The sequence below is a fragment of the Floridaenema evergladense BLCC-F167 genome (assembly GCF_041929205.2).
Classification (GTDB): domain Bacteria; phylum Cyanobacteriota; class Cyanobacteriia; order Cyanobacteriales; family Aerosakkonemataceae; genus Floridanema; species Floridanema evergladense.
Map to the genome: position 1 here is coordinate 3,589,511 of NZ_CM171625.1, position 14,133 is coordinate 3,603,643.

Annotated in this window: 18 protein-coding genes and 1 tRNA gene; 7 read left to right on the forward strand and 12 right to left on the reverse strand. The window is 40.2% G+C overall.

Annotated elements, in window-relative coordinates; translation table 11 throughout:
* Positions 1-124: 124 nt before the first annotated feature.
* A tRNA-Leu gene (locus ACE1CA_RS17460) sits at positions 125-205 on the forward strand.
* Between the two features lie 47 nt (positions 206-252).
* Here the strand turns inward: ACE1CA_RS17460 and ACE1CA_RS17465 are convergent.
* From ACE1CA_RS17465 to ACE1CA_RS17490, 6 genes are all read right to left on the reverse strand, one after another.
* Positions 253-453: a hypothetical protein gene (locus ACE1CA_RS17465; RefSeq protein ID WP_413281134.1), complete on the reverse strand. Its 201-nt coding sequence runs from the start codon at positions 451-453 to the stop codon at positions 253-255.
* 17 nt (positions 454-470) lie between these two features.
* Positions 471-662, reverse strand: a complete 192-nt coding sequence (locus ACE1CA_RS17470; RefSeq protein ID WP_413281133.1) for a hypothetical protein — start codon at positions 660-662, stop codon at positions 471-473.
* Between the two features lie 205 nt (positions 663-867).
* The gene (locus tag ACE1CA_RS17475; RefSeq protein WP_413281132.1) at positions 868-1,314 is read right to left on the reverse strand and encodes a type II toxin-antitoxin system VapC family toxin; all 447 of its coding nucleotides are present in this window, start codon (positions 1,312-1,314) and stop codon (positions 868-870) included.
* Positions 1,302-1,535, reverse strand: a complete 234-nt coding sequence (locus ACE1CA_RS17480) for a hypothetical protein (RefSeq protein ID WP_413281131.1) — start codon at positions 1,533-1,535, stop codon at positions 1,302-1,304. The genes ACE1CA_RS17475 and ACE1CA_RS17480 overlap by 13 nt, the downstream gene beginning before the upstream one ends.
* A gap of 120 nt (positions 1,536-1,655) precedes the next feature.
* Positions 1,656-2,456, reverse strand: coding sequence for a hypothetical protein (locus ACE1CA_RS17485; protein ID WP_486517422.1), 801 nt, complete (start codon positions 2,454-2,456; stop codon positions 1,656-1,658).
* A 63-nt stretch (positions 2,457-2,519) separates the two neighbouring features.
* Positions 2,520-3,608, reverse strand: coding sequence for a hypothetical protein (locus tag ACE1CA_RS17490; RefSeq protein WP_413281129.1), 1,089 nt, complete (start codon positions 3,606-3,608; stop codon positions 2,520-2,522).
* 177 nt (positions 3,609-3,785) lie between these two features.
* On the opposite strand from ACE1CA_RS17490, the gene ACE1CA_RS17495 reads away from it, so the two are divergent.
* Positions 3,786-4,406, forward strand: a complete 621-nt coding sequence (locus ACE1CA_RS17495) for a DUF4351 domain-containing protein (RefSeq protein WP_413281128.1) — start codon at positions 3,786-3,788, stop codon at positions 4,404-4,406.
* A 156-nt stretch (positions 4,407-4,562) separates the two neighbouring features.
* The gene (locus ACE1CA_RS17500; protein WP_413281127.1) at positions 4,563-5,192 is read left to right on the forward strand and encodes a chorismate lyase; all 630 of its coding nucleotides are present in this window, start codon (positions 4,563-4,565) and stop codon (positions 5,190-5,192) included.
* A 210-nt stretch (positions 5,193-5,402) separates the two neighbouring features.
* On the opposite strand, the gene ACE1CA_RS17505 is transcribed toward ACE1CA_RS17500, so the two are convergent.
* A complete protein-coding gene (locus ACE1CA_RS17505) occupies positions 5,403-5,930 on the reverse strand; it encodes a DUF4330 domain-containing protein (RefSeq protein WP_413281126.1) in 528 nt (175 codons plus the stop codon).
* Between the two features lie 325 nt (positions 5,931-6,255).
* Between ACE1CA_RS17505 and ACE1CA_RS17510 the strand changes: the two genes are divergently transcribed.
* Positions 6,256-7,107, forward strand: coding sequence for a M48 family metallopeptidase (locus tag ACE1CA_RS17510; protein WP_413281125.1), 852 nt, complete (start codon positions 6,256-6,258; stop codon positions 7,105-7,107).
* A 173-nt stretch (positions 7,108-7,280) separates the two neighbouring features.
* Positions 7,281-7,706 (forward strand): hypothetical protein, encoded by a 426-nt coding sequence (locus ACE1CA_RS17515; protein WP_413281124.1) that lies wholly within the window; start codon positions 7,281-7,283, stop codon positions 7,704-7,706.
* 117 nt (positions 7,707-7,823) lie between these two features.
* Here the strand turns inward: ACE1CA_RS17515 and ACE1CA_RS17520 are convergent, their stop codons facing one another.
* From ACE1CA_RS17520 to ACE1CA_RS17530, 3 genes are all read right to left on the reverse strand, one after another.
* Complete coding sequence (locus ACE1CA_RS17520; protein WP_413281123.1) at positions 7,824-8,231, reverse strand: thiol-disulfide oxidoreductase DCC family protein; 408 nt, start codon at positions 8,229-8,231, stop codon at positions 7,824-7,826.
* A gap of 283 nt (positions 8,232-8,514) precedes the next feature.
* Complete coding sequence (locus ACE1CA_RS17525; protein ID WP_413281122.1) at positions 8,515-9,009, reverse strand: hypothetical protein; 495 nt, start codon at positions 9,007-9,009, stop codon at positions 8,515-8,517.
* A gap of 60 nt (positions 9,010-9,069) precedes the next feature.
* Positions 9,070-9,567, reverse strand: a complete 498-nt coding sequence (locus ACE1CA_RS17530) for a hypothetical protein (RefSeq protein ID WP_413281121.1) — start codon at positions 9,565-9,567, stop codon at positions 9,070-9,072.
* A gap of 290 nt (positions 9,568-9,857) precedes the next feature.
* On the opposite strand from ACE1CA_RS17530, the gene ACE1CA_RS17535 reads away from it, so the two are divergent.
* Entirely contained in the window at positions 9,858-11,540 is a 1,683-nt protein-coding gene (locus tag ACE1CA_RS17535) for a potassium channel family protein (RefSeq protein ID WP_413281120.1), read from the forward strand.
* Between the two features lie 643 nt (positions 11,541-12,183).
* Here the strand turns inward: ACE1CA_RS17535 and ACE1CA_RS17540 are convergent.
* A complete protein-coding gene (locus tag ACE1CA_RS17540; RefSeq protein ID WP_413281119.1) occupies positions 12,184-12,417 on the reverse strand; it encodes a hypothetical protein in 234 nt (77 codons plus the stop codon).
* 243 nt (positions 12,418-12,660) lie between these two features.
* Between ACE1CA_RS17540 and ebsA the strand changes: the two genes are divergently transcribed.
* Positions 12,661-13,053 (forward strand): type IV pilus biogenesis protein EbsA, encoded by a 393-nt coding sequence (ebsA, locus tag ACE1CA_RS17545; RefSeq protein ID WP_413281118.1) that lies wholly within the window; start codon positions 12,661-12,663, stop codon positions 13,051-13,053.
* Between the two features lie 159 nt (positions 13,054-13,212).
* Here ebsA and ACE1CA_RS17550 read toward each other — a convergent pair whose 3' ends face one another.
* Positions 13,213-14,103, reverse strand: coding sequence for an alpha/beta fold hydrolase (locus ACE1CA_RS17550; RefSeq protein WP_413281117.1), 891 nt, complete (start codon positions 14,101-14,103; stop codon positions 13,213-13,215).
* Positions 14,104-14,133 lie beyond the last annotated feature (30 nt).

Genomic DNA, 14,133 nt, shown 5'->3' on the forward strand with positions numbered 1-14,133 from the left:
GCCAGGTTTGGGTTCTCTGCTGTTGCGGCTTAATCTATTGCAACATTTTGGCACTGAGGGCAGGGGAGATTTTTTGCCGGATAGTTGATTTTCGGAATTGATTTGCGCTATCATTGTTCTCTACGCGGATGTGGCGGAATTGGTATACGCGCACGTTTGAGGGGCGTGTGGCTTTGCCTTGCGAGTTCGAGTCTCGCCATCCGCATATTTAACCCCTCCCCGTAAACGGGGAGGGGGTGATAGTTTTTTGATTTATTCTGTTATTTCCAGTGCTTTCATTAAATATTGCAATGTTTCTTTCTGCTCTTGTGCTTCTTGTTCGGAAACATTACACCAAGAATCTAACATTTCGATAATATTTTCTAATTGTTCTGGAGTTGGAGGTTTTAGGCTAGGATGAGTTTCTGTTTGATTATCTTCTAGATTGTTTTGTTTAATAAGTTGTGGATTCATTAATTTTCACCTCGTTTTTACTCATCAAACAGTCTCCGGGCTGAAATTAAATCTCTTTCTGGATCGATCGCTACTTGTAATTCCGGCAAAGTCTCTTCATCATATCCTGATTCATCAGCCATCCATTCATCAAAAAGTTGAATTACTTTATCGATTTGTTCTGGAGTTATGGGTTTTATTAATGATGAAGCTTTTGGCTGTGTGTTCATTAATTTTTACCTTTGGGATGATTTGAGATGTAACTATTTTAGTTGTTTTTGGATTGGGTGGTGGTGCGATCGCTCTTTACTTCCACAGTTTGACGAATTGTTTCCATTTTCAGTTCAGGGGGTTTTCTATTAATACTAGTGTAAAGTGCGATCGCAAAATGTGTGTGTTAGTGTATATCGCCAAGCACCTATCACATTTTCTAATTTAAGGTGAACTGATTTGAGAAAGCAAAACTACTGAGAGTATAGGAATTTGTTGCAAACGTCGATCGTTAGTCAAAAAAGTTGAACATTGAGTTAATAATGCTATTGCTGCATGGATAGCATCAGGTAATTTAATATTAGAGTTAGCCCGGAGTTTAGCCGCTTCTATTAAAACTTCTCGGCTCACAGGAATAACTGATACATTTTGAGATGATCTTATAAACTGTTTATAGGCATTTTGTTGAACTAAATCTTGGTTTTGGAATGTTTTTACTAATGCCTCAGCTAATGAAATTTCACTGGTTACAGCCGTTAAATTACCCTGATCTATGCTGTGAAATAATTGATTTAAATCTTGGCTAAATTCTGGATGTCCTTCTAAAGCATAAATCCAAATATTGGCATCAAGGTATATTCTGTTGCCTTGAATAATATCTAAGATTCCCATGCTTCTCGTTCTTGACGAATAAATTGATCTACTTCTTCAGGTGTGTTAAACCCACCTTTTGCAGCACCAATGAAACTTGTTAGAGGTTTCTGAGGTTCGTTCTGAGTTGATTCTATTAGTATAATCACTTCTACAGCAGCGCCTGTGGGAAGTTCTGGCGAATGGATTTCTATTAAACCACCAGGTTTTACTATTGCCTTTTGCTTGAGTCCATTAAGCATAATTATTTTTGCCTTTTGGATAATTTGAGATTGTAACTATTGTAGTTGTTTTTTGGTTGGGTGGTGGTGCGATCGCTCTTTTTTGTAGGTTTTGGGGAAAGTGCGATCGCTAAATATTGATTAAACTTTTCTTTTATCTTTGGAGATCAATTCAAAATAAGTGTATGCTGTATGCTTGATTGTTTGGTATTCTTCTTTAACTTGACGATACTTTGAATCAAAAGATATGTGCAAGTTATCTGAAATGCCATCGAGGTTATATTCAGCAACCTTGTTACCGATCAACCCTTCTTTAATCATACGTAAATAAAACTCATTCAGTTCTCTAGCTTTAACTAGGAGAGCTTCTATTTGTGCCAATGCTCTTTCATATATATCTAATTTAGAAGAGTAAATATCCGAAGATGAAATGAGAGTGGCAACTTCTGTTATTTCCAGATATTTCGTTTCTAAATTTAGCATCTCTCTATCTACGGATATGCTCTCTTTAACCATAGGCGCTATTCCATTAATACAGCTTGTTTTTTTATCTGTGCTTATCCAATAAGCAGAGGGTATTTCCACTTTTTCTAAATCATGCCAGGAATTTACTATATCAACATCTCCATTTTCTTTTAATATGGGTATGGCAACTAAAACTTTCTTTTTACCTATTTTAACTGGGGTTCCATTAAGTGATGTATTACCTTGAACTTCCTCTTGAATTTCTTCTATTTTCAATGGTACGGCGTAGCTATTATCACCTTCTTTAATCAAAACTAAGTTACTTTTTTTAAGTTGTTTAATCTTTTCAGGTATTACTACAGTTTCGTGGTGTATGGCAACAGCAATAAAAATGATAAGCATCGGTATTCCTATATACCAAAACTGTATAATAAGTCCTAAGATTATTAGCAGACCTATCAATGCTAAACATCCCATAGTTAAAGCCTCTCTTTATTAATTACAAAAACGATTTACTTGTTTAACCAATGAATACACTAATTAGCCTTGTCCAGGTTGCCATGAATGACCACATTTGAGACAGGTAACTACAACTTTGTTACTTCCCATGAAACCACCGAGAAGACCAATTGGGCCTAGTAAAATTGCCCCAGCAGCAGCTTGACCTAAACCGAAACCTTTCTTGTTATTAGTCAGCTGTGAAGAGTTACACTTTGGACATCTCAATTCTGATTCAACCAGTACGGAATGTGGAGTTAATTGATAAGAAGACTCGCTATTTTCTTGATAATTATTTTGCTGTATATAATAAAGCGCCAACTTGCTATCACCGTTAGCTTCTCGGAGAGCATCTATACAATCTAAAACACGAATTTGTGTTTTTTCATGCAAAAATTTAACTTTTTGTGCAAATACTAATGAAGTTTTGGCAATATTTGGCTCATCCTCTTCTATAGACTCAGTTAGTTTATTTTCAAATTCATTTGATACTTTTTTAGCTAATGAAATAGCTGGATTAGGTTGAACGACTAGTCCTAATTGTTGATTCCAAGCAGGAAATTCTTCTCCTGTTTGTCTCCCATAAATATTCACTTTTTTAATTGTTAGCACTTTCAAATTTATTAATTCTCTGCGTACAATGCTTATTGAGGCTTGCTTATTAGGGGCTTGTTTTGACTCCAACATCAACTGTAGACAGTTACTTTTGATGCTCCCTTTGGCTGTAATATTTTCACTTTTTAGAGCAATATTTAACAGTTTTGTAATTGCTTCAATATCACCTTGTTTTGCCCTTTCATCAAGACCCAGTTCTTTTTGTTGTGTTTCTAGTTTTTGTCCAACTAATTCAAACTCTTGACTCCAAGCGGGAACCTGCTCCCCCGCCTGTTTTCCGTAAATTTTGAGGATTTCAATAGAAGCGACACCTAAGTTAGTTATGCCTTTACGTATAACTGGAACTAATGCTTTTTGATCTGGTGGCTGGGCGGCTTCTAACATGATGTGTAAGCAGTTGTTTTTTAGGGCAACTTTGGCGGTGATTCCCTTGGGTTGCATTTGGCGGTTGATTAGAGATTCGATCGCTCTAGGATGCCCCTGTTTAGCAAGTTCCAGAAGATTTGGTTGTGTCATAACTCAAACTGTGAAAGGGTAGAATTCTGTCCGTTATTAGAGTTCCCAAACAAAGAGAGAAATAAACACCATTCATAAAATCTTTTTGTACTCTGCTGATTCTTAAAACAAATTAAACTAACTTAAGCAGTCGTTCAATTAATAATCTCATTTGACATACGACAATACGATTATTATGTGAGGTTGAAGCGGGTTTATGATTGTGCGATCGATCAAGTAGTAATCTACCTCAAAGAAACTACTTCCGACCTAGTTTTCGTATCTGAATATACAGACAAAAACACCAGACATAGTTACCGAGTCGTGCGACTTTGGGAACAAGAACCAGCGCCATTTTTAACCAACCCTGCGCTGTTACCCTTTGCCACCCTAACCCGCAGCGACTCACCCCAAACATTACTCCAACAAGTAGCCACCCAAGTCGCTAGGATTGAATCAGTCGATGAACGGCAAAACATTCTCTCCTGTGCAGACGTTCTCGCTGGTTTACGATTCGATGAAAACCTGATTCGTCGCTTATTTAGAAGGGAGTTTATGAGAGAATCTGTTACCTACCAAGCTATTCTCCGCGAAGGACGGGAAGAAGGGCGGGAAGAAGGGCAAAAACAAGAAGCCCTCTCTTTAATTCTGCGTTTGTTACCCCGTCGCATTGGTGTTGTTGAACCACAGCAACAAGAACGAATTCAAACTCTAACCTTACCGCAGTTAGAGGAATTGGCAGAAGCATTGTTAGATTTTTCTGCCCCAGCTGATTTAACTGCTTGGTTAGAGAATGTTGGAGGAGAGTCTGGCGGTTAAAACCGCGACTACACAAACAAAGTCCGCCTACGCGGACTTCCAAAAAGGTATTTTAGAACCTGCGGAGGCAGGTTTTGTTTGTATAGCCTGCGACTAAAGTCGCAGGGGCGGCTGAGGAGAGGTATGATAATAAACAGTTAAGTTATGTAAAGAACCTTGACTGCTACTTTCAAAAGCTCAGAACATCTGACATCGCCATCCTCTTGGCACGCACTTTCCCCGCTTTGGCAGGGAGGAGAAACTTGTATTGAAAATGGGTTGCCTCACTCCCAGTTAGCACCAACCTGGCAAATGTTTTTGTTGGGAGATGGTTCACCGACAAGACACCTAAGATTACTTACAGGTGAAAAGACAGAAGTAGACTTGATTGATATGTCTGCTATTGGGATGCACCCAGATAACGCACCTGAACAAATGCAGGTGGTACCGGGGCCAAGAGTTCGGCGACAGGTTTGGCTGAGAACTGCTTCTGGACAAAGGTTAGCTTATGCTTGTTCCTGGTGGGAAGCTAGTCATGTGGATGAGTATTTGCAAAATCGTTCTTTGCCTATTTGGGCGAGTTTGGAACGGTTGCGAACTGAGTTATATCGAGATGTTCAGGGTATTTACTACGGACATTCGGCGGCGTTAGAGTCAGCTTTTGGGTTTTCGGGGCCTTTTTGGGGTCGTCATTACCTGTTTTGGCATCATGGGCAACCTCTGACGCTGATTTATGAGGTTTTTTCGCCTTATTTAACTAAGTATTTGGGGCCAATGGAAGTAGAGGGACTGGGGACTGGGGACTAGGGATTGGGGATTGGGTAAGTTTGGAGTTTTGAGTTGTAGGGGCGGGTTTAGTAGAAGAATCTGTAGTCACAGCAGAAGAATTAACAACTTTCACCCGCCCTGGAGAGAGTTTTGAGTTTTCCTTTGTGCTCCCCCGATCCTCTGCGTTGCTAGTGGAATGGTGCGTTACACTGGCGTTAACGCACCCTACAAATAGACTGCCTTCTGCTTTTAATTCTTAATTCGCACGTCGATGACTGTGGAGTTAAAGTTGTAGTCGAAGCCTTCTAGTTCTAGTGGGATGCCGACTTTTAGTTTGCTGTTACCTAAAACGGGGCCGTTGTTGGTGATTTGGGCTTTCCCTGCTAGGGTAATGATCATGTCGCTGCTAAAGGTATCTTTTCTGGGGTCTGGGAGTGCTTTAACGGTGCCGTCAGGTTGGGGAACTACTACATTTCTGGGGAGTTCTTTCACTGATTTTACGTCTACTTGTCCGTAGGGTTGGTTACGGATGATGATGTTGGTTTTCTTTTTACTTTGGAAATCCTTGATTAAATCTTGTGGTTGGCGGATACTTAATCCTCTTACTACTACATCTATTTCAACGGGTTTGGTTGGGACTCCTATTTGTGCTAGGGAACCGGATGTGCCGGGGAAGAAAAAGATTCCGACTATTACTAATAGGATGACTAATGCTGCACCTATGTCGAGGATGCTGAATTTACCGAATATACGACCTTGTGAGTCTAAAATTTTCATGAGAAGTTATCCAGATATTTGAAACAGCTAACTAACTAAAAGGGAGTTATAACACGATCGCGCTACGCGCACGCTTTGAGATCGACAGATTTTTTAACCTCAGTTTTGGGGAAGACTAAAAATTAGGCAACCTAATCTTAGGAAAATGCGTCTCTCTTAAACGTGGGGTGGCAATTTTCTAGTTAATTCGCTGATAGATGTAATTTTCAGTGAGTTTTAAACTTAATAGTATATTGCAATTTCTCCATTGCAATCATCTTTCAATTCAAAGAGTGTTTTTTGTCAAGTTTGTTGATTTAGTGGCTGTTCTCAGGGCGATATAGTTATGTTAAATCATTTGTCTGTAGTGAGTTCTCGTTCTCGTCGTCGTTGGTTTTATCCTTTGCTATCTTTGTTAGTGGCTTTGGGTTTGGTGCTCTCACCCATGTCTAATTCTGTGCAGGCGTTACCTTGGGAACGGTTGCTATTTCAAGGTGTTCAGATTTTCCAGTTGTCTAATATTTCCGATCGCCAAGAGGTACAACTAGGACAGCAGATTAACGATCAGATGGTCGGTACTCAGGTTAGATTGTACCGTAATGCGCGAATTAATCGCTATGTGGATCAAGTTGGTCAAAGGTTGGCAGCGGTGAGCGATCGTCCTGATATTCCCTATACTTTTCAGGTAGTCAGGGATGATAGTATCAATGCTTTTGCAACGATGGGTGGTTATGTTTATGTAACTACTGGTTTGTTGTCAGCGGTGGATAATGAAGCGCAGTTAGCCAGCGTACTGGGTCACGAAATTGCCCATATTACGGAACGTCATGCTTTAAAACAAATGCGTCAAGCAGCTATTACTAGAGGTATTGCCACTGCTGCGGGTGTTGATACTAACAGGTTGGTTAATTTGGGTGTAGAATTTGCGCTTAACCGTCCTCGTAGCCGCAGCGATGAGTTAGAAGCAGATCGAAGAAGTTTGGAAATGTTGGCGAAGGCGGGTTATCCGCAGTCAGCGATGATCGCTTTTTTGGAAAAGCTTTTGGATCAACCTTCTCCTCCAAGTTTTTTGAGTACTCACCCAGCAACTCGCGATCGCATTACCGCTATTCAAAAATCGATCGATCCTAAAAATGCTAACACTGGTTATGGTCTAGATGCTCAAGCTTATCGATCGGCTGTGCAACCGTTGAGGTGATTGGGAACTGGGGACAAGGGGACAAGGGGACAAGGGGACAAGGAGAAGTTGATTAACTCAAAATCCCAGTTCCTAGTCCCTATCCCCTTTCTTCAAGTTGCAGAATTATTTATAAATTGTTAGACTAATTCGCCAAAATCAAAGCAATATTTTAACTCTAGGGAACTACAACAGTGAATGCTGCTCAACAAGCTACTAGTATTGAAGTTGCGAGTAAAATTGCTGCCGTTGTTAATGCTTTTAAGTCTGAGTTTCCCGATGCTAAGGCTGACTTGAAACCTTGGCAAAATGATGCTGATACTAGGGAGTTAGTCGATCCTGATTCGATCGATATTGGTTTTCATCTCCCTGGATGGAGTCGCAGGTTTCAATGCCGCAGTATGCTGGTACAAATTCGGTTTCACCAAGATCCGGTGGAAGGTTCGCGGCGAGCGATCGGCCTGGAAATTGCAGGTTTTAATCATCAAGGGTTAGCTTGGCGATTTTCCACCGTACAAGATTGGAATATCGTTGGTGAATATCAACCAGTCCCGGAAATGGAAGAAAAATTAAAACGATTCGGCAGACAAACCTTTCAATTATTTAACTCAAGTTGTTAATTACTAAGATTGAGGTTGGTAGTCGGTAGTGGGTAGTTGGTGAAATCTCCCTATCCCCCCATCTCCCCATCTCCCCATCTCCCCAGTCCCCAGTCCCCAGTCCCCAGTCCCCAGTCCCTAGTCCCTCAGTCCCCGACAACCGATCGGATATCCAGATTGGTAAGTAGTATCACGTTTGCCAAAAATAGTATAACGGTTGTCGCGCACTTGTTCGTAAATGCGATCGCCCACCCACTTCACTCCTGGTAACGCCCGATAAACCTCAACAAAACCATTTCCCGCAGGTAACAAACGTCCTATTTCTTCCGCTGCCTCACTTCCTTGCCAGCGTCTTTCCGGCGCATTAGCATCTATCAAAATCATTCCCATTTCACAATCTTGGGAAGTAATGCCAAATTGATTTAAGGTTTCTAAATCCTGCATTGGAGTATAGCGAAACATCTGACCCCGATCTAGGTTTTCCAAAACTTGTACCAACGTGACACAAAGATTACAATTGCCGTCGTAAATAACGTAGTAACTCATTAAATTAACTAGCTGTTTACTAACATAAATAAACTTTCTCTTTTTAGATTAACAAAAATTTAGACAGTAATCTAACTAAACAACAAAGGCTTTCCTGGTATGCTTATCATGCGATCGCCATTGTTGCAGTAGCGATCGTCACTCCAGCAAAAGATAGGTACCTCTCCTCAGATCTGGCACTCCTGGAGGTTCCACCTCCCAGATCCTCGTTCCCAGGTTGAACCTGGGAACGAACAAAGGAGGCTCTGCCTCTTAGTGCAATATCTGAGTCTCCTCTGCTGCCCTAATCAGAGATCGCCCATTTAATTGCCGGACGCGAAGAAACTACACCTTTATAAGAAATTCTAGTTAACCTTTCACCAGGAACAGGAGAAAGATCCATCCGAAAAATCACATTTTTCTTGTTAAATCGAAAACTATATATAGGTTCTTCAACAGAAGTAGCTTCTCCCACACAAGAAGCAAATTCCGATTTTAGAGGTGCAGTGAATTCCACAAACTTAGCCCCAGAGTTATTTAATCTAGCAGCATTAGCGATCGCACCAGTATCAGCAATAACTGTATGTTCGCCTCCACCTTCATAACTCCGAAACGAAGTCCAAAGTTTTATGTTACTAGGGCAATTTCCCGATCGCTTAGTCACATTAATAGTTGTATTTGGCGAATTACTAGGAATTCTCGGTGCAGAACTTTGGGAATTTTGTGTAATCCCTGGATTAGCTGCCAACAAAACAGATAAAATACCCAGGCTTAAAGTTAAAGTTGTGAAGCTTTTCATAGTCTTTCCTAACTCTTGATCTATTATTTTGAACTGAAAAATTTGAAAAATAATCTGCTATTAATCAGCGATCGCCCAGCGCACCGCAGGTTGACCAGAAATAACATTTTTCATCATGATTTCCGAAGGATTACTAGGAGTATCTTTAGGCAATTGCACGCGGAAAATTACATTTCCATTTTGCAACCGAAACCTATAAAGATTTAAAGTTTCATCCTGAGAAGTAGCTGTACCCACACAGGAAGCGAAATTACTTTTTAACCGTGCAGAAAATTCCGCAGACTTCTTATTGGAACGCACTAAACTAGCGCGACTAGCGATCGCCAAAGTATTAGCAATTACAGTAAACTCACCACCTCCTTCGTATTGGCGCGTAGCAGTCCAAATACCAATACTTTGCGGACAAGTTCCCGAAGTACGATTTACCATAAAACTTTCATTCGGTAAAGTTCTTGGAATCACTAGCGGCGTAGATTGGCTTTGTGTGAATCCCGGAATTGCCATCAATAACGTCGCAAATATACCTAAACTAGTAGTAAATCGAATTAATTTGCTCATAAATCTTCCTAAGTATGTCACTCAGTTAATGATATAGACGCAAAATATTTAGCTAAGTTTCATTAATTTTAAGTTATAAAAATAGTTTATGGTGTTTTCAGCTACAAAATCCAGCGCTACATAGATGGAAAATAAGATTTTATCTAGTAGAGTGTCGCAGATAATGATGAGCAGTTAAAAACAGGTAAAAAGCTGAACTTAAAAGCCGATCGAACCTTCTGCCTTCTGTCAGCCCTCTACCTTCTTGTATTAGAGAATAGCTTTTCAAGCTTTGTTAATAGGTCAAGTCTATGAAAACCCGGATTATTGTCTGTGGCTTGAGTTCAGCTGGCTATAAAATATACACCTTATTAAAGCAACAAGGATCATCTGTAATCGGAGTTCATCATCAACCGATCGCTGATGAAAGCTCAATAATTGTTGGAGATTTACGAGCAGCTTCTACTTTAATTTCAGCCGGAATACATGAAGCAGATACTTTAGTTTTAGCTGCAAGTGATGAAGCTTTAAACTTAGCTATTCTCACCCAAGCCAGAGTTTTGAATCCGCAAATTCGGATTATTAACCGCTTATTCAATACTAGTTTAGGCGATCGCCTAGACAAAATCTTACCCGATCACTTTACCATTAGCGTCGCCGCCTTAGTCGCCCCCGTCTTTGCCTTTGCCGCATTAGGAAATCGTGCCATTGGACAACTGCGCCTCTTCAATCAAACTTGGCCCATTCATGAAGAATGTATCCACGAATTTCACCATTGGAAAGGCAAGAAATTAAGCGAACTTTGGGACGATCGCTCCCGAATGTTAATCTATTATTTGCCTATCAAAGGTCAAATAGACTTAGTTTCTGCGGTAATTTACGGGCAAACTTTGCAAGTTGGCGATCGACTAATTATAGGCACCAAACCCAGCATCCGCAACCATCGCCAATCCAAAATTCAAAAACTAATTAAATTCCTCACCAACCTCCGTCGATTTCAACAACATGGACAAGCATTAGCCATAGTTTCCCTTATCCTCCTCATCACCCTATTCTTTGCCACCACCACATACGTTTTCACCGACTTAAAAATTACTCTCACCGATGCCTTGTACTTTTCCGCAGGCATGATTACAGGTGCTGGAGGTAACGAAAAAGTCACCGAAAACGCCCCAGAAGCGATTAAATTTTTCACCGTAATTATGATGCTAATTGGTGCTGCGATCGTCGGTATATTTTACGCCCTACTCAACGATTTCGTCTTAGGAACTCGCCTCAAACAATTTTGGGATGCCGCCCAAGTTCCCACCAAAAATCACTTCATCATTTGTGGACTTGGTGACATTGGAATGCAAATAGCTAATCAACTCCATTCCCAAGGACATGAAGTTGTTGTGATTGAAAAAGACCCCAACAATCGGTTTTTAAATACCATCCGTTCCATAGGTGTACCCGTAATTCATGGAGACGGTAGTTTATCCGCCAGTTTAAAAGAAGCTAACATCAACAAAGCCAATGCCTTACTAGCAGTCACCAGCAACGATATCACCAACTTAGAAATTGCCTTAAGTGCGAAAGGAATTAACTCCAAACTACCCGTAATAGTGCGAAATCAAGACCCTCAATTTGCTTCCACAGTCCAACAAGTATTTGAATTTGAAGCCGTATTTAGTCCTACTGAATTAGCTGCCCCTGCCTTTGCTGCTGCCGCTTTAGGAGGCAGAATTTTAGGCAACGGCATGACAGGAAATACTCTCTGGGTTGCCCTCGCCACCACCATCACTTCCGCCCATCCTTTTTGCGGTAAACGAGTCAAAGAAGCAGCTATGACAGCTGATTTTGTTCCTTTATATCTAGAAACTAAAACTCAAACAATTCATGGATGGAATTTATTAGAAACAGCCTTAACCGTTGGAGATATTCTCTATTTAACAATACCTGCTACAGAATTAGAACAGCTATGGCGACATCCATCTCAACTTTTAGTTAGTTAAACAGCAGAGAAACATTAATAAAAAAAGCAGCTTTTTATATAGCTGCTACCTTATCTTCACTTACATAGCCTCAGCGTCGATCGACACACCCTATTGATTTTTAATCCTGATGATGATTCCTCTACCAAATCCTTTTAAAATAGCCAAATTTATCTAGAAAAGGGGAAGCTGATGGTTTAGGATTAAAAAAATTTTACCCATCCATCAGCTTTCATAAGGCATCTATCATCTAGGGGTCGTTATTCCATAATACTTTTTCTGCCTCTCAGTCCCCATGATTAAAGTAACAAAAATGTAGTCTAACTTTTCAAAGAGCGTTTCCATATAACTTATAAATCAGCTACATTTTTCGTGTTAACTATTCAAATATAATCCCTAAAATAATTAATTACTGAGATTAATTTGCAATAAACTTTCAATTAGCTTAATCCGATAACTATCTGTATTCTAGAAACAGAGATAGTTTCACAGTTTTTGAATTTTGTCAATCTCTCAACTGTAACTTCTTTTGAGAGTAATTATTTTTCCCTCTCAATTACAGTAATATTGCCCACTACAGAACATCAACTTGTCAATTACTTTGTTTAAGTAAATACGATGGACTAGTCAGACTATTTATACATAACTAGTCCAGTATATTAAGTTACATTTTTCCTTTCTGCATGACTTCTTGGAGGTGATGGCGAATTTCCTGCGCCTGTTGCATATCTGACTCTAGCAACTTCTTAAACAATTCCGCGCAAGGTTGAGATCCGATGTTTTCAGCATCTTTTATGTATGTTTCATAAGCCTTAATCGCTTCCGATTTGTTTTGCAATACAGTCAGCAAATCATATTCTAGATTACTGATGACTTGTGAATCGCTATTAACAGCCATAACTTTTACCTCGACTCGTTTTCAATACCACATTGACTCAAGCAAAACTGTGTTTCATCTGTCCAAAAGAGGATAAAAGTACGAACAGTTTTCACTTAGTATTTAAGTAGAGTGTTTTATGCTATTTCTATTTCTACATAAGTATTGTAAAGTCAGACATAATGTAAATTGCGGTAAGTACTTTTCTGTTAATTAGTCTTATCGACAGGTTATTTATCTCTGTAAGCGAGCAAAAAACGGAGCATGACACAATTACTTGAAGAACTGAAACCAGCCCAACCAAATATCGTTAACATTTTTCTTCCTTACTACCATACTAATAAACGTAACATCCTTCCTTGGGCACTCAATCTTTACCAAAGGGGTTACTTGGAAGGAGAACGTCAGATTATGGGCAGTGACAATATTCCTTTTGTGGCAACTTGGTCTGTGAATGACCACATTTTACCAGCGGACTTAACTCGTTGCCGGATACAATTTGACCGGAACCCGGAGTATAGTTATGAAGTTACGATCGCTGCTTTTGAATTCGTCAATTGTCTAATTGAACTAATTCTCAACTTTCAAAGGGATAATATCAAGGACTTCTCCAAATCCTTTTATTACAGATTACTGCAAGTTAAACAAGTCAAATAATCGGCAGAGGGGCTCCAGGGGTAGAGGCAATGGGGAGATGGGGAGATGGGGAGATGGGGAGAAATCTGGAGCTAGAAATTCCCCCCATCCCCCTACCTCCCCACCCCCCCACCTCTTCAACTCCCCCCATCCCCGCACTTCTTTTCCCCAGTCCCCTGTCTACTTCAACTCAGCCAACCAATCTAACATTAATTGATTGACAAGTTCTGGCTTTTCATCATGAGGACAATGCCCCGTATTGGGAATGGGAATAAACTTTAAAGTCTGCCCATTTTCACTTAATTTCTGATAAATTCCTGCCCCTTTGATTGGTGTCCAAGGGTCTTTTTCGCCCCAAAGCACTAACAAAGGATGCTGAACTTTTGGCAACAATTCTACAGGACTTGGGCCGGGAGGTGCTGTCAAAATTGAAGCAAAAACCTGTTGGGCACCCACATCACAGGAAGGTTCGTAAAGCATATCAACTAATTCATCTGTGATGGCATCAGTGTTGATATAAACCTGCTTTAAAGTGTTGCGAATTCGATGTTTTTGGCGAATCATATTGAATATGAAAGGGCCAAAAACAGGCGAACTTACTAACTTAGTAAAAGTTCCCATGACGAAGCGCAAAGGTAAATTTAATTCATCTGGGCGATGATTTAATCCTCCTGCACAATTAATTAATACAGCACCAGCAGCAATTTCGGGATGATTTGCTACTACCATTAAGCTGAGTAAAGCTCCGATCGAATTTCCTACAAAAATGGTAGGCTCCTGAATATGCGAAGCGTGGAAATCTTTCACTAAATCTTGCCAAAGTTCCAAATTGTAGTTGAGTGCTGGTTTATCTGAACCACCAAACCCCAATAAATCCAAGGCAAAAACTCGATAACCACCTGCGGCTAATGCGGGAATATTTTGTCGCCAATGTCCAATAGAAGCACCAAAACCATGTAACAGTAACAGCGGACGACCGCTTCCCATTACAGTGTATTGTATTTTGTAGCCTTGCCAATCCCAGAAGAGTTTTTCTAACTGGTTGGCTTTCGTTAACTGCTGAGTTGTCACCTGGATATGTATAAAGTTTCGTAAAGTATT

Coding starts and splice junctions, on each gene's coding strand:
- ACE1CA_RS17465 (WP_413281134.1), bottom strand. CDS start 453: ATGAATCCACAACTTATTAAACAAAACAATCTAGAAGATAATCAAACA.
- ACE1CA_RS17470 (WP_413281133.1), bottom strand. CDS start 662: ATGAACACACAGCCAAAAGCTTCATCATTAATAAAACCCATAACTCCA.
- ACE1CA_RS17475 (WP_413281132.1), bottom strand. CDS start 1,314: ATGGGAATCTTAGATATTATTCAAGGCAACAGAATATACCTTGATGCC.
- ACE1CA_RS17480 (WP_413281131.1), bottom strand. CDS start 1,535: ATGCTTAATGGACTCAAGCAAAAGGCAATAGTAAAACCTGGTGGTTTA.
- ACE1CA_RS17485 (WP_486517422.1), bottom strand. CDS start 2,456: ATGGGATGTTTAGCATTGATAGGTCTGCTAATAATCTTAGGACTTATT.
- ACE1CA_RS17490 (WP_413281129.1), bottom strand. CDS start 3,608: ATGACACAACCAAATCTTCTGGAACTTGCTAAACAGGGGCATCCTAGA.
- ACE1CA_RS17505 (WP_413281126.1), bottom strand. CDS start 5,930: ATGAAAATTTTAGACTCACAAGGTCGTATATTCGGTAAATTCAGCATC.
- ACE1CA_RS17510 (WP_413281125.1), top strand. CDS start 6,256: ATGTTAAATCATTTGTCTGTAGTGAGTTCTCGTTCTCGTCGTCGTTGG.
- ACE1CA_RS17520 (WP_413281123.1), bottom strand. CDS start 8,231: ATGAGTTACTACGTTATTTACGACGGCAATTGTAATCTTTGTGTCACG.
- ACE1CA_RS17525 (WP_413281122.1), bottom strand. CDS start 9,009: ATGAAAAGCTTCACAACTTTAACTTTAAGCCTGGGTATTTTATCTGTT.
- ACE1CA_RS17530 (WP_413281121.1), bottom strand. CDS start 9,567: ATGAGCAAATTAATTCGATTTACTACTAGTTTAGGTATATTTGCGACG.
- ACE1CA_RS17535 (WP_413281120.1), top strand. CDS start 9,858: ATGAAAACCCGGATTATTGTCTGTGGCTTGAGTTCAGCTGGCTATAAA.
- ACE1CA_RS17540 (WP_413281119.1), bottom strand. CDS start 12,417: ATGGCTGTTAATAGCGATTCACAAGTCATCAGTAATCTAGAATATGAT.
- ebsA (WP_413281118.1), top strand. CDS start 12,661: ATGACACAATTACTTGAAGAACTGAAACCAGCCCAACCAAATATCGTT.